Genomic DNA, 25722 nt, shown 5'->3' with positions numbered 1-25722 from the left:
GGAAACCGACTCAGCGGTCGCGGACTCAGAAGCTCCAGGAGAGCGCGTTGTCCGCCTGCATGAACGCGACGAGCACGACGAGGTCGGCGACGCCGAGGCCGAGCCCGAGCAGGGCGCGGCCGCGCCGGCCGGTGTCGCGCCACAGCGCGACGCCCGCCAGGACGATCGCGGTCGGGCCGAGGAAGAGGTTGAAGACGAGCAGGCCCAGCAGGCCGAGGACGAAGGACGCGACGGCCATGCCGTCGGCGTCGCGGGCGGTGGTGGTGGTCCGGCCGGTGGCCGGGGCGGTCAGCTGCATGACGATCGGCTCCCGATGGTCAGCGGGTGGGTGTGTGGTGGCGGCGGCCGTGCCGCTCGCGCAGGGCGAAGACGCCGAGCCAGACGGCGATCACGGCGGCCGCGACGAGACTGACGGAGAGCGGTGCGTGGGCGACGGCGCCCAGGACCACACCGAGCAGCAGGAGTGCGGCGACGAGAAACAGCATGGGATGGAATCCCCCTCCGGAACGCCTCAGGGGTGCGTCCCCCTGAAGCTTCGGTGAACGTTTGTAGTTACACTTGTTCACTGACTCTTGAGTCTAGCGCACAGGACGACTTCCCAATTCCGGAGAACAGTTGTTAACTGTATGGCATGAGTCACATCCTCGGCGTCCGGCAGGCCCAGAAGCAGAAGACCCGTCAGGCCCTCCTGGACGCGGCCCTGGAGCTGCTGGAGCACCAGAGCCTGAGCAGCCTGGGCCTGCGTGAGGTCACCCGTGCCGTCGGGGTCGCGCCGACCGCGTTCTACCGGCACTTCCGCTCCACCGCGGACCTCGGTGTCGCGCTGGTCGAGGAGGCGCTCGGCAGCCTGCACCCGATGATCCGGACCACGGTGTCCACCACCGGCGACAGCGACCGGCGCATCGCCCGCGCCATCGAGCTGATCAGCGGCCATGTGGACACCCACCCCGCCCACGTGAGGTTCATCGCCCGCGAACGGCACGGCGGGGTGCAGCCCGTGCGCGAGGCCATCCGCGACCAACTCGCCCGCTTCACCGAGGAGGTGAAGACGGAGCTGGCCAAGGACCCGGAGGCCGAGGGCTGGAGCGACGACGACCTGCTGATGCTGGCCGGCCTCTACGTCGACCAGATGCTGATGACCGCCTCCCTGCTCCTGGAGGCCCAGGAGGCCACCGAGGAACAGCGGGAGCGCGTCACCCGGGTCGCCGCCCGCCAGCTGCGCCTCATCGGCGTAGGCCGCGCGCACTGGCTGGACTGACCCCGCCGCCGTACAGCTCCGCGACGGCCCGCGCCGCCCGGGCCAGCTCCTCGCGCACCTCGGCCGGCTCCAGGACCTCCACGCGATCGCCGAACTGCAGCAGTTGACGCACCTCGCCGAGGACCTCGTACGCCAGTCGTACGGTGATCCAGTCGCCGTCGGTGTCCTCCTCGGCCGGACGGCCGGTCAGCCAGGGGGCGTTCAGGCGCAGGAAGAGGCCGAGGCGGTCGCGGCGGACCCTGGCGGTGACCTCCAGGCTCCCGCGGCGCTCCTCCACCTCGCGGCGCAGCACCTCCCAGACGTCGGCGAGTTCGACGCCGGGGCGGCGGTGGACCGCGTCGGGCAGGACCGTGGCCTGGTGGACGCGGTCGGCGCGGAACAGGCGGGGGGTCCCCCGACGGTCGGCCACCAGGTACCAGACGCCGGCCTTCGCCACGAGGCCGTACGGGTCGACCGTGTACGTGCGGGGCTCGGCGGCACCGCTGTGCCGGTAGCTCAGCCTCAGGCGCCTGTCGGTGAAGACGGCGTCCTGCAGTGTTCCGAGATCGGCGGGGTCGGCGGCTTCGCCGCGCCAGCGGGTGGCGTCCACGAGGATGCGGCGGGACGTCGCCTCCGCGGCCGGGCGGTGGGGGGCGGGGAGCGCGGCCATCACCTTGCGCAGGGCCTGGCCGAGGGCCGTGTCCAGACCCAGGGCCTGGTGGGCGCCCTGGGCCGCGAGGACGAACAACGCCCTCGACTCGTCGGCCGTCAGGCCGGTGACGTCCGTACGGAAGCCGTCGAGGAGTTGGATGCCGCCGGTTCGCCCGCGCTCGGCGTAGACGGGGATGCCTGCGCCGGAGAGGGCCTCTACGTCTCGGTAGATCGTCCTTACGGACACCTCCAGACGGTCTGCCAGTTCCGGGGCGGAGACGCGGCCGCGGGTTTGCAGCAGTAGGAGGATCGACAGCAGGCGGTCCGACTTCACGGGGTCAGGCTACGGCGCCTACCGAGGTGCCTCTGTTGTGCGTCTGCGCTTTCTGTCGTCCCTGGCTGGTCGCGCCCACGCGGCGGAGCCGCAGATCGATACAGCCCCGCGCCCCTGGGTCAGGCCAGCCGGACCCTTGCCAATTGGCGGGACTGGGCCACCAAGCGGTCCTCGGCGTCCCAGATCTCCGCGTCCTCCTCCAGGAAGCCGCCGGCCAGGTTGCGGGTCGTGATCGAGACCCTCACCGGCCCCGGGGCCGGGCGGCAGCGGACGTGGACGGTGAGTTCGACGGTCGGGACCCAGCCCTTGATGCCCAGCTCGAAGGCCGTGGGCGGCAGGGCGTCCACCGCGAGGAGGAGGGAGAGGGGGTCCATGTCGCGGCCGTCGGCGAGGCCGAACCAGGCGCGCATCTCGCCCTTGCCGGAGGGCTGTCCGAGGGCCCAGCCGAGGGTGGCGGGGTCGAGCTTGAGCATCAGGCGGTCGGCGATGGCGGAGCTGCCGTCGACCGGGGCGGGTCCGTCCTCGGGGCCGAAGCACTGGGCCATCGGCGGGATCGCGGGCGGCGTCGCCGTGGTGCGGACGTCGTCCGGCAGGGAGTCCAGGTCGCCGTAGGAGGCGAGGACCCGGATGCGCTCGACCTCGGCGCCCTGGTCGTCGTACTGGAAGAGGGAGGCCTGGCCGGTGGAAAGCGTGCGGCCGGTGCGGACGACGTCCGTGCGGACGACGGCCGGGCCCGGCTGGGACGCCGTCAGATAGTGCGCGGAGATCGTGAACGGGTGCGGGTGCGGCAGGGCGTCCGCGAGGGCGCGGCCCAATACCGCCAGCAGGTAGCCGCCGTTCACGGCGCTGATGATGGTCCAGCCCGCGGAGAGGTCGATGTCGTAGACGCCATCGCAGCGGCGGGTGAGCGCGGTGTCTCGGTCGAACTCGCTGTCGCCGATGATCGCCTGGGATGCCTGAGCCATGGCGGTACCGTACAACAGGAAACTACTAAGCGGTAGCTTTTTAGATCTGCCGGCTCTCGTCCGCCTCCCTCGCCGTCGACCTCCGGTTCCAGGCCCGCGGCGCCCGCCAGTGGTAGTGCATGGCCAGCAGCCGCAGCACGAAGGACGTGACGACGGCGAGACCCGAGGTGAAGGTCGTCAGCGCGTCGAAGCGGATGCAGAGGACCACCATGCCCGCGCCGACCATCGCCGGCACCGCATACAGGTCACGGTCCCAGCGCAGCAGGGAGGGCACCTCGTTCGCGAGGACGTCCCGCAGGACACCGCCGCCGACCGCTGTGGCGAGGCCGAGCGCGGCGGACGCCGTCAGGTTCAGGCCGTACTCGTACGCCTTCGTCGTCCCCGCGACGGCGAACAGGCCGAGGCCCGCCGCGTCGAAGACGTTCACGCCGAACTGGATGCGCTCGACCTCCGGGTGCAGGAAGAAGACCAGCAGCGCGGCCAGCAGGGGCGTCAGGAAGTAGCCGAGGTCCGTGAACGCCGCCGGGGGCACGGCCCCGATGATCAGGTCCCGGAAGAGCCCGCCGCCGAGCGCGGTGACCTCGGCGAGGACGGCGATGCCGAAGACGTCGAAGTTCTTGCGCACGGCCAGCAGGGCGCCGGAGATGGCGAAGACGAAGATGCCGACCAGATCGAGCGTGTGCTGGACGGACGGGCTGAAGAGTTGCTCAAGCACCCCTAATTCTTACCTATGAGCGAGCCACCGCCTTACATTGCAAGGCGGGGGCTCGTTCAGGGGTCACTTCTCTTTGGCGACCTCGGCTTCGGGGACGTCCTCGGCCGCGGCCTCGGCCGACTTCAGCAGCTTGGTGTCCTGCGGCTGCTGGTCCTCGAAGTTCTCCGGGTGGTGGCAGGCGACCTGCTGGCCGGGGCGCAGCTCGATGAGCGGCGGCTCGGTCGTCTTGCAGATCTCCGTGGCCTTCCAGCACCGGGTGTGGAAGCGGCAGCCGCTCGGCGGCGAAATCGGCGAGGGCACATCGCCCTTGAGCAGGATCCGGTCGCTCTTGGCGGCCTTGCGCCTCGGGTCCGGGATCGGCACCGCCGACATCAGCGCCTTGGTGTACGGGTGCATCGGCGTCTTGTAGAGCAGGTCCCGGTCGGCCAGCTCCACGATCTTGCCGAGGTACATCACCGCGATCCGGTCCGAGACGTGCCGGACGACCGAGAGGTCGTGCGCGATGATCACGTACGTCAGGCCCAGTTCCTGCTGGAGGTCGTCCAGCAGGTTCACGACCTGCGCCTGGATCGACACGTCCAGGGCCGAGACCGGCTCGTCGGCCACGACGAGCTTCGGGTTCAGCGCGAGCGCGCGGGCGATGCCGATGCGCTGGCGCTGGCCGCCGGAGAACTCGTGCGGGTAGCGGTTGTAGTGCTCGGGGTTGAGCCCGACCACCGACAGCAGCCGCTGCACCTCCTTCTTGATGCCGCCCTCGGGCTCGACGCCCTGGAGCTTGAAGGGGGCGCCGACGATCGTGCCGATGGTGTGGCGCGGGTTCAGCGAGGAGTACGGGTCCTGGAAGATCATCTGCACGTCGCGGCGCAGCGGGCGCATGCCCGACACCCCGAGGTGCGTGATGTCCTTGCCCTCGAACTCGACGGTGCCGCCGGTCGGTTCGAGCAGCCGGGTGATCAGCCGGCCCATCGTGGACTTGCCGCAGCCGGACTCGCCGACGACGCCCAGGGTCTCGCCGGAGCGGACCTCGAAGTCGATGCCGTCGACCGCGTGCACCGCGCCGACCTGCCGCTTGAGCAGGCCCTTCTTGATCGGGAAGTGCTTCTGCAGGCCGGTGACCTTCAGCAGCACCTCCCGTTCGGCACGGGGGCTCTCGCTCTTGGCGGCGGTCGTCACCGCTTTCTCGTCACTCACAGCTTCGGCGCAATCTCTTCGGTCCAGATACGCTCCCGCTGCTCCTGCGTCATGTGGCAGGCGGCCCAGTGCTCGCTGCCGACCTCGGTCAGCTCGGGGCGGACCGTGCGGGTGACGTTGTCCTTCGGCAGATCCGCGTACGGGCAGCGCGGGTTGAAGGCGCAGCCGGACGGGATGTTGATGAGGGAGGGCGGGGAGCCCTTGACCGGGATCAGCCGCTCCTGCTGGTCGCGGTCCAGGCGCGGCATCGAGCCGAGCAGACCCCAGGTGTAGGGGTGCCGGGGCTCGTAGAACACCTTTTCCGCGGGCCCGCGCTCGACGCACCGGCCGCCGTACATCACCAGCAGGTCGTCGGCGAGCTCGGCGACGACGCCCAGGTCGTGGGTGATGATGATGACCGCCGAGCCGAACTCGGTCTGCAGATCGCGGATCAGGTCCAGGATCTGCGCCTGGACGGTGACGTCCAGGGCGGTGGTCGGCTCGTCCGCGATGAGCAGCTCGGGGTTGTTGACCAGCGACATCGCGATCATCGCGCGCTGGCGCATACCGCCGGAGAACTCGTGCGGGTAGTTGTCGACGCGCTTGTCGGGCTGCGGGATGCCCACCCGGTCGAGCATCTCCACCGCACGGCGCTTGGCGGTCTTCTTGTCGACGTCGTGGTGGATCCGGTACGCCTCCACGATCTGCTGGCCGATCGTGTAGTACGGGTGCAGCGCGGACAGCGGATCCTGGAAGATCATCGCCATCTCGCGGCCGCGCATCTTGCGGACCTTGTCGGGGTCGGCCGACAGCAGCTCGGTGCCGTTCAGCCAGATCTCGCCGGAGATCTGCGCCTTGCGCTTGCCGTACTGGCCGGCGGTGTGCAGGCCCATGATGCCGAGGCTGGTCACCGACTTGCCGGAGCCCGACTCGCCGACGATGCCGAGGGTCTTGCCCTTCTCCAGCTGGAAGCTGAGCCCGTCGACGGACTTGACCAGGCCGTCGTCGGTCGGGAAGTGCACCTTCAGGTCCCGCACTTCGAGGAAGGCGGAGGGGGCGTTGCCGGTGGTGGGCTCGCCGACGGCGGCACCGGTCTTGCTGAGTTCGGTCATGTGAGCCTCACTCGGGGGTCGATCACGGCGTACATAACGTCCACCACGAGGTTGGCGAGGAGCACCGCGAGGGAGGTGATCAGGGTGACGCCCAGGATGATGGGCAGGTCCTGGGTGCGGATGCCGTTGAGCACCGCCTGGCCCAGGCCGGGCAGGCTGAACGCGGTCTCGGTGAGGATCGCGCCGCCGATGAGGGCACCGAGGTCCATGCCGAGCATGGTCAGGATCGGGGTCATCGTGGAGCGCATGGCGTGCTTGGAGATGACGACCTTCTCGGTGAGGCCCTTGGCGCGCGCGGTGCGGATGTAGTCCTCGCCGAGGATCTCCATCATGGTGGCGCGCGTGATGCGGGCGTACATCGCGGCGTAGAGGAAGGCCAGCGTGACCCAGGGCAGCAGCATGCTCTGGAACCAGCCGCTGAAGCTGTCCTCCAACGGTACGTACTCACCGTCGACCCAGCCGAGGCCGTAGTCGAAGATCGCCAGCGAGAGCATCGCGGTGAAGTAGATCGGCAGCGAGACACCGCCGAGGGCGACGATCATCGCGCCGCGGTCCCACAGGCTGCCCCGCTTGAGCGCGGAGAGCACACCCGCCGAGACACCGAGCAGCAGCCACAGCACGGCGGCGCCGAGCGCCAGGCCCAGGGTCACCGGGAGGCGGTCGGTGAGCACCGGCCAGATGGCCTGCTCGCTGCGGAAGGAGTAGCCGAAGCAGGGCGCGGCGCACTCGGTGACGTCCCCGCCGCCCGAGTAGGTGCGGCCGGTGAAGATGCCCTTGAAGAACTCCCAGACCTGGGCGTAGATCGGGTCGGCCAGACCCAGCTTCGCCCGTACGGCCTCGACGGCCGCAGGGTCGGCCTGCTTGCCCACGAAGCTCGAGGCGATGTCGACGCCCGCCCACTTCGGGACGAGGAAGAAGATGCCGAAGACCACCATGACGATGACCACGAGCATCACTGCGGCGGCGAACAACCGCCTGATGAGGTAAGTGAGCACAGCTCTCGGCCCGCGGCGGGACCGCGGGCCACCGGAGGTCTTCCGGTGGCCCGCGGCTCACGCCTCGCCGGCCTTCACCTGCCTTTCGTGCGTTCGGCGGGTGTGCCGGTTACTTCGCGGACTTCAGGCCGAGGTTGACGAAGTCGTACATGCCGCTGTAGCCGTCCGTGGTGTAGACGTTCGCCAGCCGGCTGCCGCGCCAGTTGATGAACTTCTCGAAGACGAAGGGCAGGTAGTAGCCGCCTTCCATGACCTTGTGGTTGATCTGCGTGGAGATCTTGGCCTTCTCGGCGTCGTCCAGCGTGTTGACGTAGTCGTCGAACAGGCCGTCGATCGCCTTGTCCTTGATGAGGGCGTAGTTGTTGTTGCCCGACTCGAGGATGTACTTGCTGTGCCACAGCGGCAGACCGAAGCCCTGGACGGACGGGAAGTCCGGACCCCAGCCCATGATGATGATGCCGAAGCCCTTCTTCTTCACGTTCGAGGGGCTGCCGATGATGCCGGAGGTCTGCGAGCCGTCGTACTGCTCGATGTCGGCGGTGACGCCGATCTTCTTCAGCGACGCCTGCAGGGACTCGGCGGTGGCCACCTCGACCGGCTTGTTGTTGCGCACGGCGATGGTGGTCTTGAAGCCGTTCGGCTTGCCACAGGCCTTGAGCAGCTTCTTGGCCTCGGCCACGTTGCCGCTCTTGTTCTTGCCGGCCAGCTCGAACGGGTCGTAGGACTGACCCTCGGAGCCCGGGATCGACGGCGGCAGCATGTTGGTGCCGATGTCACCGCCGGCGATCGGGCCGCCACGGGCGTTCTGCAGCGACACGTGGTCGGCGCCCAGGATCACGGCCTTGCGGCAGTTCTCGTTGTCGAACGGCTTCACGCTCTGCGGGAAGACCGCGTAGCGGATGTAGCCGGAGACCGGGTTGTCCAGGTTCTCCTTGTGCTGCTTCAGGGCGGTGGTGCGGCCCTGCGGCGACATGCCGGTCTGGTTGATGTCCAGGTCGTAGTCGCCCGCGATCAGGCGCTGGTCCATGTCGTTGGCGTTGGAGAAGATGTTGAGCGTGATCGCGTCCGGGTACGCCTTGCGGACCGGGTCCGAGGACTGCTTCCAGTTCTCGTTGCGGACCAGCTTCAGCGACTTGCCCGGGTCGTACGACTCGAACTTGTACGGGCCGGAGGAGAACGGCTTCAGGCCGTACTTGGACTTGGTGTCCTTGTCCTGGCGGACCGGGGAGGCGGAGATCAGCGCCAGCATCTCCTCGAAGTCCGAGTTGGCCTTCGGAAGCTTGAAGACGATGGTCTTGTCGTCCGGCGTCTCGATCGCCTTCAGGCCGAGCTTGTCCGCGGACTTGTCCTTGTACGGGCCCTGGTACGTGCCCGTGGGGTCGAGGACCTCCTTCAGGTACGTCGGGCCGCCGGCCAGGACGTCCTGGGCCCAGACGCGCTCGATGCCGTACTTGATGTCCTTGGACGTGATCGGCTTGCCGTCCTCCCAGGTGACGTCGTCACGCAGGGTGTACGTGTAGGTCTTGCCGTCGTCCGTGACCTTCGCGAGGCCCGTGGCGAGGTCGGGGGTGAGCTCGGCGCCCGCCTTGCCCGGCTCGGTCTTGTTCGTGACGAGCTGGCGGCTGTAGTAGCGCGCGAAGTTCCACATGAAGCCGTAGTAACCGCGGGTGGTGTCCCACGAGTCGGCGTCCTGGGCTCCGGCGAACTTCAGCGTGCCGCCCTTCTTGGCCAGCGAGGCCTGGGCGACCTTGTTGTTGGCGGCGTCGAAGCCGGCAGCGCCGGTCTTGGAGCCGCCGTCGCCGTCGCCGTCGCCGCCGCCGCACGCCGCCGTGGTCAGCAGCGCGGCGACCACCGCGGCAGCGGCCATGGCCTGCTTGCGCCGCCCTGAGGTGCGTTGGGTAGTCACGATCTCGGACCCTCCGGTTGTGATGAGAGATCCCGTGTGGTGTGCCACGGGTCGCTTGAGGTACGGCAGTTCAGCGGGAGCCCTTCGGGTCGAGCGCGTCACGCACGCCGTCGCCGAAGAGGTTGAAGGCAAGAACCGTGATGAAGATCGCTACACCCGGGACGACCATGTACATGGGGTCCGACTCGTAGTAGTCGATCGCGTTCGACAGCATCTGACCCCACGAGGCCGTGGGCGGCTTGACGCCGACGCCCAGGAAGCTGAGTGCCGCTTCGGTGAGGATGTTGGTGGGGATCATCATCGTCGTGTACACGACGATCGGGGCGACCAGGTTGGGCAGCAGCTCCTTGAACAGGATGTAGAAGCGCCCGGCGCCCAGCGATCGGGCGGCCTCGACGTACTCCCGCTCACGCAGGGAGAGGGTCTGGCCGCGCACCACGCGTCCGATGTAGGGCCACCCGAAGAAGCCGATGACCAGGATCATCACGAACAGGCGGACGTTCGTGCCCTCCAGGCCCAGCATCTCGCTCGGCATGACGGAGACCAGCGCGATGATGAAGAGCAGCTGCGGGAAGGCCAGCAGACCGTCCATCACCCGGCTGATCAGGGAGTCGACCCAGCCGCCGAAGAAGCCCGCGAGGATACCGAGGACGGTGCCGATGACGACGGCGACGACCGCCGACAGGAAGCCGACGAGCAGCGAGATCCGCGCGCCGTAGACGATGCGCGCGAAGATGTCGCGGCCGCTGACCGGCTCGACGCCCAGCAGGTGATCGCCGCTCATGCCGCCCAGGGACCCCGTGGGCGTGCCGAACAGCGGGTCGATGAGGTCCTCGTGGTGGGACTCGGGGTCCTGGCCGACGAGGTTGCTGATCACAGGGGCGAGCACGGCGACCAGGATGAGCAGCAGCACCAGGGCGCCACCCGCCAGAGCGAGCTTGTCGCGCTTGAGGCGCTCCCAGGCGATCCGGCCCAGGGAGCGGCCCTGTACGGCCTTCGCGCCACCGCTGACTGCCGCGGCTTCCTCGGCCGCGCTCGGGGCCGCTTCCGCGGTCGGCTCGTGCAATGGTGCCGTCATCTGGCAGGGACCCCTCTCAACCGGCGGTAGCCGGCCCGCACTTGCCGCTGTAGCGGCGTTGTCAGTCCGTCGTACTGGGGCGAACACCCGGGCGAACACCCCTGGTGCGGGAGTCTTCAACGCTTTGGCGATCTGTTGCCAGACTTGGCGGTGAATGGATGCGTAAACGTGATGCTGTCCTGGGGAATCCGTTATCCGGACAGCAGGTAACGGCGGTCGGACGAGGAGAACTTGGGGCGTGTGGGACAGATGGGTCGATACCGACCGCATCTACGCGCGCAGAAAGCCCTCTTGCGATCCGGGGGGCCTGAAGGGTGAGACGGCTCTAGTACGCGCCGCGCACCGGCGGATAACCGTAGCCCGGGGCGGGTGCCGGCGCGGCCACGGCGCCGTGCGCCTCACGGTCGTAGAAGGGGCGGGCATGGGCCCGCATCCACATCGCGACCGGGCAGTACTCGTCGGACATCGCCACCGTCGACACGGGCAGTCCGTCCGGTACGGCGCCGATGGACTGGTGCATCATCGCGCGTACGGAGTCCACGGCCGGCGGCGAGGTGTCGTACACGTCCAGACCGATGGCGAGGTACGGCTCCCCGAGCGCGGGCTGCACCCAGGCGCGGCGCAGGGTGCGTACGGCGGGGGTGCGGTGGGCGTTCTGCGCGAGCAGGGCGTAGAACTGCGGGATCTCGATGCCGGGTTCGGCCAGCCGCAGCGGGCCGGCCGGCTGGCGGTCCAGGCCCGTCGCGATCCGGCGCAGGTCGAGCCACGGGATGCCCACGCCGCCGTTGGAGGCGTGCGGGTTGAGCCAGAGGCCGTAGTGGTCGGGGTAGAGCGTGCGGGCGACGTCGATGCCCTCGACCACTTCGTAACTGCGGTTCCAGCCGCTGGCCGCGAGTTCCTGCGCGGACGTGACGCAGGGGGCGTACGCGTGGCCCTCGACCTCCATCGTGCCGTACTGGGCGTCGGGCGAGCCGGCCTGGCCGTGCCACAGCAGCATCCAGATCTGGCCGGAGGTGGGTGTCGCGAGGGCACGCAGGAGCGCCTCGTAGGCGTCGTAACGCCCCGGGGTGACCTGGCGCAGCGTGTGCTCGACCGTGCCGGTCGCGGCGGTGCCGCTCGCGCTCACTGTGTTACGCCCCTTCTTTCTTCGACTGGGTAATGAAACCAGGTTATGTCGTCCGGGGGGAGGATCGGAGGGGGCTCGGGGGCGATCCGGTCCGGTACTTCCGGAAGAAGGGTGCGCTACTTCCGGAAGAAGGGACGGACCCTACTTCTGGAAGAACGGGCGGACCTTGTGCTTCATCCAGTCCCCCACCGGGTCCTGGGCCACGTCCAGCAGGACCAGGTTCACCGGCCAGCGCACCGGGACCCTGCCGAGGGCACGGCCCAGGGCCTCCGTCGGGATCGTGCGCAGGTCGCCCTCCCACTGGGAGAGTTCGACGCCGACGAAGAGGACCGGGTCGGCGGTCTCGATCGCGGCGAGGCAGCGGCGGGCGGTGAGGACGATGCCGGTGGCGTCGAACTCGGCGGCGGCCGCGGAGAGGAAGTCGACCGGGTCGTCCTGCCAGTCGGGCTCGAAGAGGCGGACCCGGCCGCCGCTCGCGGGCCCGTCCAGCGGGGTGCGCCCGGCCCGGCAGAGCTCGGCGACGGCCTCGGGCGGCAGCGGGACGCCGACCACGCCGCCGGGGTTCAGCACGATGCCCGCCTGCGGGGGCAGACCGCGGGCGAACTCGACGGCGGGCGCGATGGCGTACGACATCGTCGGCCCGGCGCCCAGGCGGAACTGTTCCTCGGAGCTGAAGACGGGCACGAACGCCTGGCCGTCGATCTCCAGGGTGGGCAGGTCCAGGGGGCCGCTGTCCGGGCCGCCGCCGTTGGGCAGGGGTACCCACACGAAGCTGCGTCCCAGGACCTCGACTATGCGGGGGCCGGCCGACGGCACGCCGAGGGAGGCGGAGAGCACCTCCTCGAGTTCGTTGCCGGGCCAACCGCCGTGCGGATGGGGGTGCGCCTGCGCCGGGAAGTCCATGTGCCGCCTACCGCCTGCCGAGAACCTGCTGAGGCTGAAAAGGCTAACCCGTGCGGGTGGCCGCCTTCTCAGCCCGTGAAGCCGATGCGCCGCAGCGTGTCCGCCGCGTCCCGGTCGAGCAGGACCGCCGAGCCGCAGCCGCGAGGCAGGGCGCCGCGCTCCGCCCGGCGCAGCAGCCGGGAGGCGGCGTGGCGGTGGCGGCGGAAGGCGTAGCGGGAGACACCGCGGCCGCGCTCGCGCTGCCCGGCCAGGGCCTGCTCGGGCGTGACGTCCAGGAGCAGCAGGTGGAGCATGCCGCCCCGGCGGCGGGCCGCACGGGCCAGCCAGCCGCGCACCCAGGCCTGCGTGCCGCAGTCGTGCACGACGACGCCCTCGCCGGTGCGCAGGGCACGGCGCAGCCCGGCGTAGTGCGCGAGCCGGACCAGGGGCCGGTAGACGGCGTACGGCAGGAGCCGGGGCGTGGCCGCGTCGAAGCGGTCGCGGGTGTCCTGGGAGTCGATGCGTATGCCCGGCACCGCGCGCCGCATGAGCGTGGACTTGCCGCTGCCGGGCAGGCCGGTGATCACGACGAGGTCGCGGGGACCGAAGAGCAGGGCGTGCGGACTGTGGCCACCGCGGTCGCGCAGGTCGCGGACGACAGGGGCGGAGGGGACCTCGCGGGCCGGGGCCGCGGCCTGCCCGGGCAGCGCGAGGGCGGGGGTCGTGGTGGCGTACGACGTGGTCCTGTTCACCGTGATCGTCCTCCCCTGGGGCGGGTCGTAGGACCCATGCCCATCGTGTGTAAAGAGACGGTAATGCGGTGCGGCCGGTGATTTCGTGTGCGTACTGCCACAGGCCGGTCACAGATGCGGCCTGCCGTGCCGGGCGGATGCGTGCAATGATGGCCCCGCCAACTGCATACCGGCCGTTTGAATCCGCGCGGGAGAGTCCCCAGCCTCGCTGGGGCGCCGAAGGAGCAAGTCCCTCCCTTGAATCTCTCAGGCCCCGTTACCGCGCGGGCGAGGCACATCTGAAAAGCGGACCGCTGATCTGCAGTGGTCCCACCCAAGGTGCAAGCCATGTCCCTTCCTGTACACCCGTTGTACGGGCGGTCATGGCGAACCTCTCAGGTTCCGATGACAGATGGGGAGGAATGACCTCGCCTGTCGTGTACTTGGGAGACGACCGACCGATGAGCAGTACCGAACTCCGCCGTACCGCGCTCGATGCGCTGCATCGTTCGCTGGGCGCGACGATGACCGACTTCGCTGGCTGGGACATGCCGCTGCGCTACGCCTCCGAGCGCGACGAGCACAACGCCGTGCGCACCAGGGCCGGGCTCTTCGACCTCTCGCACATGGGCGAGATCACCGTCACCGGCGCACAGGCCGCGGACTTCCTGAACTTCGCGCTCGTCGGCAACATCGCCGCCGTCGGCGTGGGCCGCGCCCGCTACACCATGATCTGCCAGGCCGACGGCGGCATCCTGGACGACCTGATCGTCTACCGCCTCGCCGAGACCGAGTACATGGTCGTCGCGAACGCCTCCAACGCCCAGGTGGTGCTGGACGCGCTGACCGAGCGCGCCGCCGGTTTCGACGCCGAGGTCCGCGACGACCGTGACGCGTACGCGCTGATCGCGGTCCAGGGGCCCGAGTCCCCGGGCATCCTGAAGTCGCTGACGGACGCCGACCTGGACAATCTGAAGTACTACGCCGGTCTGCCCGGCACGGTCGCGGGTGTCCCGGCGCTGATCGCGCGCACCGGCTACACCGGCGAGGACGGCTTCGAGCTGTTCGTGAAGCCGGAGCACGCCGTGGAGCTGTGGCAGGCCCTGACGAAGGCGGGCGAGGGCGTCGGCCTGATCCCGTGCGGTCTGTCCTGCCGGGACACGCTGCGCCTGGAGGCGGGCATGCCGCTGTACGGGCACGAGCTGACGGCGGAGCTGACGCCGTTCGACGCCGGTCTCGGCCGGGTCGTGAAGTTCGACAAGGACGGCGACTTCGTGGGCCGCGAGGCGCTCACCGAGGCCGCCGCACGGGCCGAGCAGAACCCGCCGCGGGTGCTCGTCGGCCTGGTCGCCGAGGGCCGTCGCGTCCCGCGCGCGGGCTACTCCGTGGTCGCGGGCGGCGAGGTGATCGGCGAGGTCACCTCCGGCGCCCCCTCCCCCACCCTGGGCGAGCCGATCGCCATGGCCTACGTCGACGCCGCGCACGCCGCGCCCGGCACCGAGGGCGTGGGCGTGGACATCCGGGGCACGCACGAGCCGTACACGGTCGTGGCGCTGCCCTTCTACAAGCGCCAGAAGTAGTCACTGCGGGCGTTCCGTGCGTGACTCTGCGCACATTGCGCTGCTCACGCACGTTCCCGGCAGTCCCCCCGTCATCAGCACATCCGCGCGTACAGGAGAATTCAGGCCATGAGCAACCCCCAGCAGCTGCGCTACAGCAAGGAGCACGAGTGGCTGTCGGCCGCCGAGGACGGTGTGTCGACGATCGGCATCACCGAGTTCGCGGCCAACGCGCTCGGCGATGTCGTCTACGCCGACCTGCCGGCCGTCGGCACCGAGGTCACCGCGGGTGAGACCTGTGGTGAGCTGGAGTCGACGAAGTCGGTGTCCGAGCTCTACTCCCCGGTGACCGGTGAGGTCACCGAGATCAACGAGGACGTCGTCAACGACCCGTCGCTGGTGAACTCGGCCCCCTTCGAGGGCGGCTGGCTGTTCAAGGTGCGCGTCTCGGGCGAGCAGGACGACCTGCTCGACGCCGACGCGTACGACGCCCACACCGCCGGCTGAGGAGACCCATGTCCGTCCTGAACACGCCCCTGCACGAGCTCGACCCGGAGGTCGCCGCGGCGGTCGACGCCGAGCTCGTCCGGCAGCAGTCCACGCTCGAGATGATCGCCTCGGAGAACTTCGCTCCGCTCGCCGTCATGGAGGCGCAGGGCTCGGTCCTGACGAACAAGTACGCCGAGGGCTACCCGGGCCGCCGCTACTACGGCGGCTGTGAGCACGTCGACGTCACCGAGCAGATCGCGATCGACCGGATCAAGGAGCTGTTCGGCGCCGAGTACGCCAACGTCCAGCCCCACTCCGGTGCCTCCGCGAACCAGGCCGCGCTGTTCGCGCTGGCCCAGCCCGGGGACACGATCCTCGGTCTGGACCTGGCGCACGGCGGTCACCTGACCCACGGCATGCGGCTGAACTTCTCCGGCAAGCAGTTCAACGTGGTCGCCTACCACGTGGACGACGCCGGTCTCGTGGACATGGCCGAGGTGGAGCGGCTCGCCAAGGAGCACCGCCCGAAGGTGATCATCGCCGGCTGGTCGGCGTACCCGCGCGAGCTGGACTTCGCGGAGTTCCGCCGGATCGCCGACGAGGTCGAGGCGTACCTGTGGGTCGACATGGCGCACTTCGCGGGCCTGGTCGCGGCCGGTCTGCACGCCAACCCGGTCGAGCACGCGGACGTGGTGACCTCCACCACGCACAAGACGCTCGGCGGCCCGCGCGGCGGCATCATCCTGGCGAAGAAGGAGTTCGCGAAGAAGCTGAACTCCTCGGTGTTCCCGGGCTTCCAGGGCGGTCCCCTGGAGCACGTGATCGCGGCCAAGGCGGTCTCCTTCAAGGTCGCCGCCTCGGAGGACTTCAAGGAGCGCCAGCGGCGTACCGTGGAGGGTGCCCGCATCCTCGCCGAGCGGCTCACCGCGCCCGACGCCCGTGAGGCCGGGGTGAACGTGCTGTCCGGTGGTACGGACGTGCACCTGATCCTGGTCGACCTGCGCGAGTCGGAGCTCGACGGCCAGCAGGCCGAGGACCGGCTCCACGAGGTCGGCATCACGGTCAACCGCAACGCCGTCCCCAACGACCCGCGTCCGCCGATGGTGACCTCCGGTCTGCGCATCGGTACGCCGGCCCTGGCGACCCGCGGCTTCACGGCCGAGGACTTCGCCGAGGTCGCGGACGTGATCGCGCAGGCGCTGAAGCCGTCGTACGACGCGGAGTCCCTCAAGGCCCGCGTCAAGGCCCTGGCGGACAAGCACCCGCTGTACCCCGGCCTGAACAGTTAAGTCCCTGGTGGGGGCGCCCGGCGATCCTGGGCGCCCCACCGCCCCCCGTACTGAGGAGTGACCGTGGCCATCTCGGTCTTCGACCTGTTCTCGATCGGCATCGGCCCGTCCAGCTCCCACACGGTGGGCCCGATGCGCGCGGCGCGCATGTTCGCCCGCCGGCTGCGCAACGAGGGCCTGCTGCCCTCCGTCGCCGCGGTGCGCTGCGAGCTGTACGGCTCGCTGGGCGCGACCGGCCACGGCCACGGCACCCCGAAGGCGGTGCTGCTCGGCCTGGAGGGCGACTCGCCGCGCACGGTCGACGTGGAGTCCGCCGACGAGCGCGTGGAGTCCATCAAGGCGCAGGGCCGTATCCGGCTCCTCGGCGAGCACGAGATCCCCTTCTCCTTCGACGACGACCTGATCCTGCACCGCCGCAAGGCGCTGCCGTACCACGCGAACGGCATGACGATCTGGGCGTACGACGCCGAGGGCACGGAAGTCCTCTCGAAGACGTACTACTCGGTGGGCGGCGGCTTCGTCGTCGACGAGGACGCGGTCGGCGAGGACCGCATCAAGCTGGACGACACGGTCCTGAAGTACCCCTTCCGCACGGGCGACGAGCTGCTGCGCCTGACGCAGGAGACCGGCCTGTCGATCTCCGCGCTGATGCTGGAGAACGAGCGCGCCTGGCGCACCGAGGAGGAGATCCGCGAGGGTCTGCTCGACATCTGGCGGGTGATGCAGGCGTGTGTGGCGCGCGGCATGTCCCGTGAAGGCATCCTGCCGGGCGGCCTGAAGGTGAAGCGCCGGGCCGCGACGACGGCCCGCAAGCTGCGCTCCGAGGGCGATGCGCAGGCGCTCGCGATGGAGTGGATCACCCTCTACGCGATGGCGGTGAACGAGGAGAACGCGGCCGGCGGCCGGGTGGTCACCGCCCCGACGAACGGCGCGGCCGGCATCATCCCCGCCGTCCTGCACTACTACATCAACTTCGTGCCCGGCGCGGACGAGGACGGCGTGGTGCGCTTCCTGCTCGCCGCGGGCGCGATCGGCATGCTCTTCAAGGAGAACGCCTCCATCTCCGGCGCCGAGGTCGGCTGCCAGGGCGAGGTCGGCTCGGCCTGCTCGATGGCCGCGGGCGCCCTGGCGGAGGTGCTGGGCGGATCGCCGGAGCAGGTGGAGAACGCCGCCGAGATCGGCATGGAGCACAACCTCGGCCTCACCTGCGACCCCGTGGGCGGCCTCGTCCAGATCCCCTGCATCGAGCGCAACGGCATGGCCGCGGTCAAGGCCGTCACCGCCGCCCGCATGGCCATGCGCGGCGACGGCTCGCACAAGGTGTCCCTGGACAAGGTCATCAAGACCATGAAGGAGACCGGCGCCGACATGTCGGTCAAGTACAAGGAGACGGCCCGGGGCGGGCTGGCGGTCAACATCATCGAGTGCTGAGCTCGGACATCGGGGGACGCGTTTCATGAGCGGCACCATCGCTGCGGTCAGCAGCAACGGCACCTACTCCTTCACCAAGCCGAACCGGGAGAGCATCACGCTGATCGCCGGCCACGGCGTGGAGGGCGACGTGCACGCCGGTACGACGGTGAAGCACCGGTTCCGGATGGCGAAGGACCCCTCCCAGCCGAATCTCCGGCAGGTGCACCTCATCCATGAGGAGCTGCTCGCCGAGGTCGCCGAGGCCGGTTTCCAGGTGGCGGCCGGCCAGCTCGGGGAGAACGTCACCACCCGCGGCGTCGACCTGCTCGGCCTGCCGGCCGGGACCCGGCTGCACCTCGGGGACGAGGCCGTCGTCGAGGTGACCGGGCTGCGCAATCCGTGCGCCCAGATCGACGGCTTCCAGAAGGGCCTGATGAAGCAGGTCGTCGGCCGGGACGACGACGGTGCCGTGCGCTTCAGGGCCGGGATCATGAGCGTCGTCGTGACGGGTGGCGTGGTGCGGCCCGGCGATCCGGTGAAGGTGGAACTACCGGAGGGGCCGCACCGGCCTCTGGAGATCGTCTGAGTCAGCCGCGGTACTCCGGCTTGCGCTGCGGGGACGCCGCCGCCAGGGCCTCGGTGACGGCCTCCACGCCGGCGCGCAGGCCGTAGACGGGGGTGTCGGGCTCCTGGCGCCAGGAGTCGGCGAGGCCGCCCGCGTCGACGGTGTCGAAGCCGAGTTCGTCGACCAGGGCGCGGACCTTCGCCTTGGCGGCCTCGTCGTCGCCGGCGACGGGGACGGCGAGGCGGTCGGGGTCGCCGGCCGGGCGGTGGCGGTCGAGGAGGTCCTGGGCGTAGGTGCCGTTGAAGACCTTGACGACCGGGTGGCCGATCTCGCGGGCGGTCCAGGCGCTCTCGGTCAGGCCCTCGTCCTCGATGCCGGCGATGCGGCCGTCGCGCTGCTGGGGGTAGTAGTTGCCGGTGTCGATGACGGCGACGCCCTCGGCGGCGTCGTCCAGCAGGCCCTTCGGCAGGTCCGGGACCGCCTTCACGGGGATGGTGATCACGACGACCTCGGCGCCCTTGGCCGCCTGCTCGACGGGGACGGGCGTCGCGCCCGTCTCCTCCGCGAGGGCGGTGAGGGTCTGCGGGCCGCGGGAGTTGGCCACGGAGACGTCGTGGCCGAGCGCGGTGAGCCGCCGGGTGAGGTTGCCGCCGATGTTGCCCGCGCCGATGATGCCGATCTTCATGACAGACCCTTCCGGGGTTGATGCACTTGCATGTAATCGTGTGGGCATCAACCCCGGTCCGGTGCGGCCTATTCCGGGGATACGACCGATCGGGTGACGGATCTCAGACCCGTACGACGATCTTGCCCGTGTGCGCGTTCGAGTCCATCAGCCGGTGGGCGTCCCGGATGCGGTCCAGGCCGTCGAAGACCTCGGCCACGACCGGGCGCAGTGTGCCGTCGGTGAGGCCGGAGCCGATGTAGTGGGCGGCGCGGCGGCGGCCCTCGGGGGAGCCGACGAGGGCGAAGTTGTTGTAGCCGAGCACGGTCAGCGGCCACTGCATCGGCAGCAGGATGGGCTGCTGGTTCAGCCAGCCGTAGCTGATCAGCGTGCCGTCCTCGACGGCCGCCGCGCCCAGGGCTGCGAACTCGGCGCCGCCGATGGCGTCCAGGACGATCTCGGCGCCCCGCCCGCCGGTGAGCCGCTTCGTCTCCTCGACGACGTCGGCGTCGTCCGTGACGATGACGTGCTCCGCGCCCAGCTCCAGCAGCCGCTGCCGCTTGGCCTCGGTGCGGGTGGTGACGACCGGCACGGCACCGGCCCGGCGGGCCACCTGGATCGCGGCGGTGCCGACCCCGCTGGAGGCGCCGGTGATCAGCACATGGTCGCCCGCCCGCATCCCGGCCCGTTCCACCAGCGCGCCGTACGCCGTCGAGTACGTCACCCACACCGCGGCCGCGGTCTGCGCGTCCACCCCCGCGGGGCGCGGGACCAGGGCCGTCTCGGGCAGCAGGATCAGATCGCCGTAGACCCCGTGGTCGCTCAGCTCGCGGTTGGCGGCCGACAGCACCAGGTCGCCCGGCGCGAAGGCGGTCACGTCCGCGCCGACCGCCTCCACCACGCCCGCGGCCTCGTAGCCGTTGCGGGAACCGGGCAGGGTGGGCTGATAGAAGTAGCCGCCGGAGCGGAAGAGCGCCTCGGCGCGGTTGAGGGCGAGCGCCTCGACACGGACGAGGACCTCGCCGGGGCCGGGAGCGGGCAGCTCGACTTCCTCGACACCGAGGACGTCCGGGCCGCCGATCTCATGAAAGAGCACTGCACGTGCGGTGATTGCCATGCCGTCAACGCTAGGCAGCACCCCGGAGACGAACCATGCCCGCCGGTCTCGGTTTCCTGTCCGATCGTCTTCACCCAGGGACGCAGCTGTGTGCGCCCGCTAGCGTTGCGGGCATGGACGTGCTCAGTGACGCGGTCGCCGCGATGCGTACCGGACGGCCGCACTCGGGACTGCGGGACAAGTACGCGCCCTGGGGGCTGCGGTTCGAGGCCGCGAGCGGCGCCGGGTTCCATGTGGTGCTGCGTGGGTCGGCCTGGCTGATGCCGGCCGAGGGGGAACCGATCGCGCTGGGGCCGGGGGACGTGGTGTTCCTCGCGCACGGGCGCGGCCACGCCATCGCGGGCTCGCTCGACGCGCCGCTGGAGGACGTGGGCCTGGACGCCGAGGGCCGTTGGCCGGCGCTGCCCACGCCGCCGAAGGGCTCGGTGCCCGACACGGTGATGCTGTGCGGCGCCTATCTGCTGGACCGCAGCCGCGCGCACCCGCTGCTGACCGAGCTGCCCGAGGTGGTGCACCTGCCCGCGCGGGTGGGGGCGTACGGCTCGCTGCGGGCGGCGGTGGAGCTGCTGGGCCGGGAACTCACCGATCCGCAGCCCGGCTCGGACACGATCGTCACCAACCTCCTCGACACCCTGCTGCTGTACATCCTGCGCGCCTGGTGGCAGCGCGAGGGCCAGGAGGACACCGGCCACCCCACGGGCTGGGCGGCCGCCCTCGCCGACCCCGGCATCGCGGCGGCCCTGCGCGCGATCCACGAGGACCCCGCCCACCCCTGGACGGTCGGCGAACTCGGCCTGCGCGCCGGTCTGTCCCGCGCGGCCTTCGCCCGCCGCTTCACGGCCCTGGTGGGCCAGCCCCCGCTGACCTACCTCACCTGGTGGCGCATGACCACCGCGGGCCGCCTCCTGCGCGAGGCCGACACCCCCCTCCGGGTCGTCGCCCAACACGCGGGCTACACCTCGGAGTTCGCCTTCGCCAAGGCCTTCAAGCGGGAGTTCGGGGTGGCCCCGGGGCAATACCGGCGCAGGGCGTCCTGAGCTGGTCGAACCAGACAAAAGGGCACCCGACCAGGCCTTTTCAGCCCGGCCGAGCGCCCCTTCGCTCGCGTGTCACTTGTTCAGGTGGGCCCAGAACTCGTCGAAGGACAGCACCTTGTCGCCGTCCAGGTCGCGGGTGGCGATGATCGCCTCGGCGACCGACTCGGTGACGTTCCAGTCGCCGCCCTGAGCGAGCGCGGACTTGAACTCGGCAGCCGTGATCTGGCCGTCACCGTCCGTGTCGATGCGGTCGAACTGCTTGCGTGCTTCTTCGATGTCGGCCACCGATCCGCCCCTTTTCGTCATACCTTGCCGTGGTGCCTGTCGTACGAGTCGTACCGGCGCAGGTCAGACTAACGGCCCGCCCGGGAGCGCAGTGCGGCGGAGGGGCGGGACGACCGTCGAGGAGGGGCAGTGGGACAGACCTTGCGGGACATTCTCGACGCGGCGGCGCACGGTGTCTTCCCGCCGCCGGACGGGCGTACGACCGTCGTCCCGCAGCCGTCCCCGCGGGACGCCGGGGTCATGTCCTTCACGGCCCACTCCGTCGTCTTCACCGACGAGGACCCGGAGTGGGTGTACGCCACCCTGCGCGGCCTGGACTGCGATCCGCTCGCCGCGACGATGAACCCGCGCTTCCTGGCGGCCCTGCTGGAGCGGACGGGCCGGACGACGGAGTGCGTGGACGCCGTGCTGGTCGGCGCACCCCTGCCCGGTGAGCCCGCGCTGCCGCTGAAGGAGATCGCCGACCCGGGCCATCCGCGCATCGCCTACGCCCGCGAGCGGCGTGACGACGTACGGGCCTGGACGGCGGCGGGCGGCGTGCTGGTGACGGGCCGCGGGGTCGCGGGGCGCCTTGAGGTGTCGGTGGAGGTCGACGAGGACGCGCGGCACGCCGGGCTCGGGCGGGAGCTGGTCACGGCCGCCCGGCAGCTCGCCGGAGAGCCGCTGTGGGCGCAGGTGGCGCCGGGGAACGCCCGCAGCGTACGGGCGTTCCAGGCGGCCGGCTACCGGCCGGTGGGCGCGGAGGCCCTGCTGCGCCCCCGGTAGGGGCTCTCAGCGGAAGATGCCGGTGTGGCCCAGGGAGTAGCGGCCCGGCTGCGGGTACACGGCGAGGCCGTGCGGGCCGCTGCCGACCTTGATGCGGGCGAGCTGGGTGCCGGTGCGGGTGTCGATGGCGTACACCTCGGCGTTGTAGCGCCCGGACAGCCACAGCACCTTGCCGTCGGCGGAGACGCCGCCCATGTCGGGGCTGCCGCCGTCGGGCAGGTGCCACTTCTTCGTGAGCTTGTTCTGCTGGAAGTCGAAGACGGAGACGGTGCCCTCGCCGCGGTTGGAGACGTACATCTCGCGCGAGTCGCGGCTGACGTACAGCCCGTGGGTGCCCTTGCCGGTGTGCAGGAGCTTCAGCGTGCCGAACGTGTCGCCGTCCAGCACCCACATGCCGTCGGCCATCATGTCGGCGACGTAGAACCTCTTGCCGTCCGGGGACACCTTCACGTCCTGCGGCATGGCGCCTTCGAAGGGCAGCTTCTGCTGTCCGATCACCTTCATCTTCTCGGTGTCGACCTTCAGCAGCTCGCCGCTGAACTCGCAGGAGACGATGAAGTACCTGCCGTCCATGGAGAAGTCGGCGTGGTTGACGCCGTAGCAGCTGACCGGCTCGGTCTTGACGACCTTCATGGTGTGCGGGTCGCGGAAGACCAGCTCGCGGTCGAGGGACGCCATCACCACCGCGTACTTGCCGTTCGGCGTGAAGTAGAGGTTGTACGGGTCGTGCACCTCCACCGGCTCGCCCGCCTCACCCGTCCTCGGGTCGATGGGCGTGAGCGTGTGGCCGCGGTTGTTGTTGACCCACAGCGTCTTCATGTCCCAGGACGGCACGACGTGCTGCGGCTGCCGCCCCACCCGGATCGTGTCGACGATCTCGTACGTCTTGGGGTCGATCACCGACACGGTGTCCGACTCGGTGTTGGGGACGTACACCCGCGACGGGAAGTTCTTCACCACCGGCGAGAGCCGGTTCGGCCGGTCGGCGGCGTACACGTCCTGCGGGTCGAGCACCGGCGGCATCCCGGGCAGGCCGTGGATCTGCTCCTTCTTCGGCGGCGCCGGGACGACCGCCGCCCGGGTGGTGGGCGCGTCGGCGCCCCGGTGCCCGGCCCCGGTGCCGCAGGCGGCGACGGCGGCGAGCCCGAGGAGGCCGACGGTGGCGAGGAGGGTGCGGGTCATCGGTTGGTGGCGCATCAGCTGAGCAGCTCCGTGGTGGTGACGGCGCGCAGGCCGCGGCGGTCGAGTTCTTCCAGTACGGCGGGCAGGGCGGCGACCGTGTCGGCGTAGCCGAAGTGCAGGCTCACCACGGAGCCGGCCCGGACCTCGCCGAGGACGGTCCGGGCCACGGCGAGGGCGCCCGGACCGGTGAAGTCGAGCGAGTCGACGTCGTACGACAGCACGTGCGGGTAGCCCGCGCGGCGGGCCAGCGTCTCGACGAGCGGGGAGGCGCGGGTGGCCCGGGAGGGCCGGAACCAGGTGCCGATGGAGCCGGTGAGCCGCCTCAGCCGGTCGGCGCACTCGGCGATCTCCCGGCGTGCCTCCTCCTCGGGCATCGCGTTGATGTCGAGGTGGTTCTGGGTGTGGTTGCCGAGGTCGTGTCCGCCGTCGAGGATGCGGGTGGCTACCGCCGGGTTTTCGTCCAGCCATGTTCCGACTGCCAGGACGGTGACGCGGGCGTTGTGCCGCTCGGCCTCTTCCAGCAGGGCCCTTGCTGTGGTGGGGTCACCGCTGCCGTGGAAGGTGAGGGCCACCTGGGGTTTGTTGCGGGGGCCGTGGGTGATCTGGGTGGGGAGGTGGCTTGTCGGGGGTGGGGTTTTGGGGGCCTGGGGTGTTGTGGAGGAGCAGCCTGCTGTGAGGGCTGTCAGTACTCCGGCGGCGGCGGTGCGGAGGGTTGAGCGGCGGTCGGTGGGGGGCACGTTGACCATTTAAGGCGTATTTGGGCTCAATCCCGCCGATTGACCCGTCCAGTGGCCTGGCTGCGGGCCGTTTGTGGTTGCTCGCGCCCACGCGGCGGAGCCGCACATCGATACAGCCCCGCGCCCCTGAAGACAGCTACCTCACCTGTCGCCCACCCGCATCTCGAACCACGTCGTCTTGCCCCGTGGCAGCAGGTCCACTCCCCACCTGTCCGCCAGCTTGTCCACCAGGAACAGGCCCCGGCCGCTGATGTCCAGCTCGTGCACGGGCATCAGGCACGGCAACCCCCGGGACGGGTCGCGGACCTCCACCCTGATCCAGCCCCGGCGCCGGTGCATCCGCAGGCCGAACACCCGGGCCCCCGTGTGCCGTACGGCGTTCCCCACGAGCTCGGACACGAGTAAGACGGCGTCCTCGGTGAGCTTGGGGGTGAGGCCCCAGTGGCGCAGGACCACGACCTGGGCGAGGCGGCGGGCCGTTGCGGCCGACTCCGGGCGGGACGGCAGCGGAACCTCCGCCTCCGTCGGGTTGCCGAACAACTCCAGCGCTTTGAGCGCTCGTTCGTCCTCCACCGCAGGCGACCAGCGCGCCGCCGTCGCACGGCCGTGTCCCCGCGGCTGTTCGATGCCCTCCAGCCCCGCCATGCCCCCATCATGGCCGCCCAGCGCCCTCCGCGTGGCCGTTCCTGAGGAATACGCCCCCCGGAAGCGCTCATTCCGCGAGATCCGGTCGGCATATGCCGAAGGCACTTCGGAGGTCTTCGCACCCTCTGTGACCTGCGAAGACGGCTCACCAAGAGGCAATGGACGGGCTCCCTCGACAAGGCGGACCTGAGGCGGCCTCAAGGCTTTCACGAACCGCCCCATCGAGGGACCCGGATCAGACACCTCGTCAATTGCAAGGGCCTGCGACGGGATTCACACCGCCGTCAGAGGAACTTCGCCTTGCCCGGCCCCTCCTCCACGAAGCTGCGCATCCCGCGCTCGCGGTCCTCGGTCGCGAACAGCCCCGCGAACCAGTTGCGTTCCACCGCGAGGCCCGTGTCGATGTCGGACTCCAGGCCGACGTCGATCGACTCCTTCGCGGCGCGCAGCGCGATCGCCGGTCCCTGCGCGAGCCTCGCGGCCCAGGCGTGCGCCTCGGTGTAGACGTCCGCCGCGGGCACCACACGGTCCACCAGGCCCAGCGTCAGGGCCTCGTCGGCCTTGACCATCCGGCCGGTGAAGATGAGGTCCTTGGCCTTGGAGGGGCCGATCAGCCGGGACAGGCGCTGGGTGCCGCCGGCGCCCGGGATCAGGCCGAGCAGGATCTCCGGCTGGCCGAGCTTGGCGTTGTCGGCGGCGATACGGAAGTCCGCGCACAGGGCCAGCTCGCAGCCGCCGCCGAGCGCGTACCCGGTGACGGCGGCGACGACCGGCTTGGGGATGCGGGCCACCGCGGTGAAGGAGTCCTGCAGGGCGCGGGCGCGCAGGACCATCGCGGTGTGGTCCATGGCCTGCATCTCCTTGATGTCCGCGCCCGCCGCGAACACCTTCTCGCCGCCGTAGATGACCACGGCGCGCACGTCGTCGCGGCGCGTGGCCTCCTCGGCGAGTTCCTTCAGCCGGTCCTGCGTGGCGATGTCCAGCGCGTTCATGGGCGGACGGTCCAGGCGGAGGGTGCCGACGCCCTCGGCCACTTCGAGATTCACGGTCATGCAGGCAGGTTAACGAGTATT

General features: G+C 70.4%; 28 protein-coding genes and 1 riboswitch. Of the genes, 8 read left to right on the top strand and 20 right to left on the bottom strand.

Annotation, left to right across the window (positions count from 1 at the left end):
• Positions 1–25 precede the first annotated feature (25 nt).
• Both ACIQ6Y_RS35910 and ACIQ6Y_RS35905 read right to left on the bottom strand, forming a co-directional pair.
• Positions 26–298 carry a DUF4190 domain-containing protein gene (locus tag ACIQ6Y_RS35910; RefSeq protein WP_404046088.1) on the bottom strand — a complete coding sequence of 91 codons (273 nt, stop codon included), beginning with the start codon at positions 296–298 and terminating at the stop codon, positions 26–28.
• A gap of 19 nt (positions 299–317) precedes the next feature.
• Entirely contained in the window at positions 318–485 is a 168-nt protein-coding gene (locus ACIQ6Y_RS35905) for a hypothetical protein (RefSeq protein WP_404046086.1), read from the bottom strand.
• Between the two features lie 146 nt (positions 486–631).
• On the opposite strand from ACIQ6Y_RS35905, the gene ACIQ6Y_RS35900 reads away from it, so the two are divergent.
• A complete protein-coding gene (locus ACIQ6Y_RS35900; protein ID WP_404046084.1) occupies positions 632–1258 on the top strand; it encodes a TetR family transcriptional regulator in 627 nt (208 codons plus the stop codon).
• On the opposite strand, the gene ACIQ6Y_RS35895 is transcribed toward ACIQ6Y_RS35900, so the two are convergent.
• The 11 genes from ACIQ6Y_RS35895 to ACIQ6Y_RS35845 form a co-directional block, all read right to left on the bottom strand.
• Positions 1224–2222 (bottom strand): helix-turn-helix transcriptional regulator, encoded by a 999-nt coding sequence (locus ACIQ6Y_RS35895; protein WP_404046081.1) that lies wholly within the window; start codon positions 2220–2222, stop codon positions 1224–1226. The genes ACIQ6Y_RS35900 and ACIQ6Y_RS35895 overlap by 35 nt on opposite strands.
• 119 nt (positions 2223–2341) lie before the next feature.
• Positions 2342–3187 (bottom strand): thioesterase family protein, encoded by an 846-nt coding sequence (locus ACIQ6Y_RS35890; protein ID WP_404046078.1) that lies wholly within the window; start codon positions 3185–3187, stop codon positions 2342–2344.
• Between the two features lie 40 nt (positions 3188–3227).
• On the bottom strand, positions 3228–3902 hold the full coding sequence (locus ACIQ6Y_RS35885; RefSeq protein WP_404046076.1) for a trimeric intracellular cation channel family protein: 675 nt from the start codon (positions 3900–3902) through the stop codon (positions 3228–3230).
• 63 nt (positions 3903–3965) lie between these two features.
• Complete coding sequence (locus ACIQ6Y_RS35880; protein WP_404046074.1) at positions 3966–5093, bottom strand: ABC transporter ATP-binding protein; 1128 nt, start codon at positions 5091–5093, stop codon at positions 3966–3968.
• Positions 5090–6184: an ABC transporter ATP-binding protein gene (locus ACIQ6Y_RS35875; protein WP_404046071.1), complete on the bottom strand. Its 1095-nt coding sequence runs from the start codon at positions 6182–6184 to the stop codon at positions 5090–5092. The genes ACIQ6Y_RS35880 and ACIQ6Y_RS35875 overlap by 4 nt, the downstream gene beginning before the upstream one ends.
• Positions 6181–7179, bottom strand: a complete 999-nt coding sequence (locus tag ACIQ6Y_RS35870) for an ABC transporter permease (RefSeq protein WP_404046068.1) — start codon at positions 7177–7179, stop codon at positions 6181–6183. Before ACIQ6Y_RS35870 ends, ACIQ6Y_RS35875 begins: the two co-directional genes overlap by 4 nt.
• A 109-nt stretch (positions 7180–7288) precedes the next feature.
• Positions 7289–9085, bottom strand: coding sequence for an ABC transporter substrate-binding protein (locus ACIQ6Y_RS35865; RefSeq protein WP_404046067.1), 1797 nt, complete (start codon positions 9083–9085; stop codon positions 7289–7291).
• 70 nt (positions 9086–9155) lie between these two features.
• Entirely contained in the window at positions 9156–10163 is a 1008-nt protein-coding gene (locus ACIQ6Y_RS35860) for an ABC transporter permease (protein WP_404046064.1), read from the bottom strand.
• A 325-nt stretch (positions 10164–10488) separates the two neighbouring features.
• Complete coding sequence (locus tag ACIQ6Y_RS35855; protein ID WP_404046061.1) at positions 10489–11289, bottom strand: enhanced serine sensitivity protein SseB C-terminal domain-containing protein; 801 nt, start codon at positions 11287–11289, stop codon at positions 10489–10491.
• Between the two features lie 141 nt (positions 11290–11430).
• A complete protein-coding gene (locus ACIQ6Y_RS35850) occupies positions 11431–12192 on the bottom strand; it encodes an enhanced serine sensitivity protein SseB (RefSeq protein ID WP_404046058.1) in 762 nt (253 codons plus the stop codon).
• A 68-nt stretch (positions 12193–12260) separates the two neighbouring features.
• Positions 12261–12929 carry an AAA family ATPase gene (locus tag ACIQ6Y_RS35845; RefSeq protein WP_404046639.1) on the bottom strand — a complete coding sequence of 223 codons (669 nt, stop codon included), beginning with the start codon at positions 12927–12929 and terminating at the stop codon, positions 12261–12263.
• 172 nt (positions 12930–13101) lie between these two features.
• Positions 13102–13195: riboswitch (glycine riboswitch) on the top strand.
• Between the two features lie 168 nt (positions 13196–13363).
• Here ACIQ6Y_RS35845 and gcvT point away from each other — a divergent pair.
• The 5 genes from gcvT (at position 13364) to ACIQ6Y_RS35820 (ending at position 18238) form a co-directional block, all read left to right on the top strand.
• Positions 13364–14482: a glycine cleavage system aminomethyltransferase GcvT gene (gene gcvT, locus ACIQ6Y_RS35840; RefSeq protein ID WP_404046055.1), complete on the top strand. Its 1119-nt coding sequence runs from the start codon at positions 13364–13366 to the stop codon at positions 14480–14482.
• Positions 14483–14590: 108 nt separating this feature from the next.
• A complete protein-coding gene (gene gcvH, locus ACIQ6Y_RS35835; protein WP_404046053.1) occupies positions 14591–14968 on the top strand; it encodes a glycine cleavage system protein GcvH in 378 nt (125 codons plus the stop codon).
• 8 nt (positions 14969–14976) lie between these two features.
• Entirely contained in the window at positions 14977–16239 is a 1263-nt protein-coding gene (gene glyA / locus ACIQ6Y_RS35830) for a serine hydroxymethyltransferase (protein ID WP_404046051.1), read from the top strand.
• A 63-nt stretch (positions 16240–16302) separates the two neighbouring features.
• Positions 16303–17670: an L-serine ammonia-lyase gene (locus tag ACIQ6Y_RS35825; RefSeq protein ID WP_404046048.1), complete on the top strand. Its 1368-nt coding sequence runs from the start codon at positions 16303–16305 to the stop codon at positions 17668–17670.
• Between the two features lie 25 nt (positions 17671–17695).
• Positions 17696–18238 carry an MOSC domain-containing protein gene (locus ACIQ6Y_RS35820; protein WP_404046045.1) on the top strand — a complete coding sequence of 181 codons (543 nt, stop codon included), beginning with the start codon at positions 17696–17698 and terminating at the stop codon, positions 18236–18238.
• A gap of 1 nt (position 18239) precedes the next feature.
• On the opposite strand, the gene ACIQ6Y_RS35815 is transcribed toward ACIQ6Y_RS35820, so the two are convergent.
• Together ACIQ6Y_RS35815 and ACIQ6Y_RS35810 are read right to left on the bottom strand one after the other, a co-directional pair.
• A complete protein-coding gene (locus ACIQ6Y_RS35815) occupies positions 18240–18902 on the bottom strand; it encodes an NADPH-dependent F420 reductase (protein ID WP_404046042.1) in 663 nt (220 codons plus the stop codon).
• 103 nt (positions 18903–19005) lie between these two features.
• Complete coding sequence (locus tag ACIQ6Y_RS35810) at positions 19006–19998, bottom strand: zinc-dependent alcohol dehydrogenase family protein (RefSeq protein ID WP_404046039.1); 993 nt, start codon at positions 19996–19998, stop codon at positions 19006–19008.
• Between the two features lie 113 nt (positions 19999–20111).
• Here ACIQ6Y_RS35810 and ACIQ6Y_RS35805 point away from each other — a divergent pair, with 113 nt between their 5' ends.
• Positions 20112–21035 carry an AraC family transcriptional regulator gene (locus ACIQ6Y_RS35805; protein ID WP_404046036.1) on the top strand — a complete coding sequence of 308 codons (924 nt, stop codon included), beginning with the start codon at positions 20112–20114 and terminating at the stop codon, positions 21033–21035.
• 72 nt (positions 21036–21107) lie between these two features.
• Here the strand turns inward: ACIQ6Y_RS35805 and ACIQ6Y_RS35800 are convergent, their stop codons facing one another.
• Positions 21108–21320 carry an EF-hand domain-containing protein gene (locus ACIQ6Y_RS35800; RefSeq protein ID WP_404046033.1) on the bottom strand — a complete coding sequence of 71 codons (213 nt, stop codon included), beginning with the start codon at positions 21318–21320 and terminating at the stop codon, positions 21108–21110.
• Positions 21321–21449: 129 nt separating this feature from the next.
• On the opposite strand from ACIQ6Y_RS35800, the gene ACIQ6Y_RS35795 reads away from it, so the two are divergent.
• Complete coding sequence (locus ACIQ6Y_RS35795; RefSeq protein WP_404046031.1) at positions 21450–22085, top strand: GNAT family N-acetyltransferase; 636 nt, start codon at positions 21450–21452, stop codon at positions 22083–22085.
• A gap of 6 nt (positions 22086–22091) precedes the next feature.
• Here ACIQ6Y_RS35795 and ACIQ6Y_RS35790 read toward each other — a convergent pair whose 3' ends face one another.
• The 4 genes from ACIQ6Y_RS35790 to ACIQ6Y_RS35775 all read right to left on the bottom strand — a co-directional run bounded on the left by ACIQ6Y_RS35790 (position 22092) and on the right by ACIQ6Y_RS35775 (position 25701).
• Positions 22092–23282 (bottom strand): hypothetical protein, encoded by a 1191-nt coding sequence (locus tag ACIQ6Y_RS35790; RefSeq protein ID WP_404046028.1) that lies wholly within the window; start codon positions 23280–23282, stop codon positions 22092–22094.
• Positions 23282–24013 (bottom strand): polysaccharide deacetylase family protein, encoded by a 732-nt coding sequence (locus tag ACIQ6Y_RS35785; protein ID WP_404046026.1) that lies wholly within the window; start codon positions 24011–24013, stop codon positions 23282–23284. The genes ACIQ6Y_RS35790 and ACIQ6Y_RS35785 overlap by 1 nt, the downstream gene beginning before the upstream one ends.
• A 132-nt stretch (positions 24014–24145) precedes the next feature.
• Positions 24146–24649: an ATP-binding protein gene (locus tag ACIQ6Y_RS35780; RefSeq protein ID WP_404046023.1), complete on the bottom strand. Its 504-nt coding sequence runs from the start codon at positions 24647–24649 to the stop codon at positions 24146–24148.
• Positions 24650–24933: 284 nt separating this feature from the next.
• Positions 24934–25701, bottom strand: coding sequence for an enoyl-CoA hydratase/isomerase family protein (locus tag ACIQ6Y_RS35775; protein WP_404046020.1), 768 nt, complete (start codon positions 25699–25701; stop codon positions 24934–24936).
• Between the last annotated feature and the right edge of the window lie 21 nt (positions 25702–25722).

The sequence above is a fragment of the Streptomyces sp. NPDC096205 genome (genome assembly GCF_044763135.1).
Classification (GTDB): Bacteria; Actinomycetota; Actinomycetes; order Streptomycetales; family Streptomycetaceae; genus Streptomyces.
This window is presented reverse-complemented; position numbering and strand designations above follow the sequence as displayed.

Excerpts from the sequence above, each read along its gene's own strand:
- ACIQ6Y_RS35910 (WP_404046088.1), bottom strand. The coding sequence starts at position 298 with ATGCAGCTGACCGCCCCGGCCACCGGCCGGACCACCACCACCGCCCGC.
- ACIQ6Y_RS35905 (WP_404046086.1), bottom strand. The coding sequence starts at position 485 with ATGCTGTTTCTCGTCGCCGCACTCCTGCTGCTCGGTGTGGTCCTGGGC.
- ACIQ6Y_RS35900 (WP_404046084.1), top strand. The coding sequence starts at position 632 with ATGAGTCACATCCTCGGCGTCCGGCAGGCCCAGAAGCAGAAGACCCGT.
- ACIQ6Y_RS35890 (WP_404046078.1), bottom strand. The coding sequence starts at position 3,187 with ATGGCTCAGGCATCCCAGGCGATCATCGGCGACAGCGAGTTCGACCGA.
- ACIQ6Y_RS35875 (WP_404046071.1), bottom strand. The coding sequence starts at position 6,184 with ATGACCGAACTCAGCAAGACCGGTGCCGCCGTCGGCGAGCCCACCACC.
- ACIQ6Y_RS35860 (WP_404046064.1), bottom strand. The coding sequence starts at position 10,163 with ATGACGGCACCATTGCACGAGCCGACCGCGGAAGCGGCCCCGAGCGCG.
- ACIQ6Y_RS35850 (WP_404046058.1), bottom strand. The coding sequence starts at position 12,192 with ATGGACTTCCCGGCGCAGGCGCACCCCCATCCGCACGGCGGTTGGCCC.
- gcvT (WP_404046055.1), top strand. The coding sequence starts at position 13,364 with ATGAGCAGTACCGAACTCCGCCGTACCGCGCTCGATGCGCTGCATCGT.
- gcvH (WP_404046053.1), top strand. The coding sequence starts at position 14,591 with ATGAGCAACCCCCAGCAGCTGCGCTACAGCAAGGAGCACGAGTGGCTG.
- glyA (WP_404046051.1), top strand. The coding sequence starts at position 14,977 with ATGTCCGTCCTGAACACGCCCCTGCACGAGCTCGACCCGGAGGTCGCC.
- ACIQ6Y_RS35820 (WP_404046045.1), top strand. The coding sequence starts at position 17,696 with ATGAGCGGCACCATCGCTGCGGTCAGCAGCAACGGCACCTACTCCTTC.
- ACIQ6Y_RS35815 (WP_404046042.1), bottom strand. The coding sequence starts at position 18,902 with ATGAAGATCGGCATCATCGGCGCGGGCAACATCGGCGGCAACCTCACC.
- ACIQ6Y_RS35810 (WP_404046039.1), bottom strand. The coding sequence starts at position 19,998 with ATGGCAATCACCGCACGTGCAGTGCTCTTTCATGAGATCGGCGGCCCG.
- ACIQ6Y_RS35805 (WP_404046036.1), top strand. The coding sequence starts at position 20,112 with ATGGACGTGCTCAGTGACGCGGTCGCCGCGATGCGTACCGGACGGCCG.
- ACIQ6Y_RS35790 (WP_404046028.1), bottom strand. The coding sequence starts at position 23,282 with ATGCGCCACCAACCGATGACCCGCACCCTCCTCGCCACCGTCGGCCTC.
- ACIQ6Y_RS35785 (WP_404046026.1), bottom strand. The coding sequence starts at position 24,013 with ATGGTCAACGTGCCCCCCACCGACCGCCGCTCAACCCTCCGCACCGCC.
- ACIQ6Y_RS35780 (WP_404046023.1), bottom strand. The coding sequence starts at position 24,649 with ATGGCGGGGCTGGAGGGCATCGAACAGCCGCGGGGACACGGCCGTGCG.
- ACIQ6Y_RS35775 (WP_404046020.1), bottom strand. The coding sequence starts at position 25,701 with ATGACCGTGAATCTCGAAGTGGCCGAGGGCGTCGGCACCCTCCGCCTG.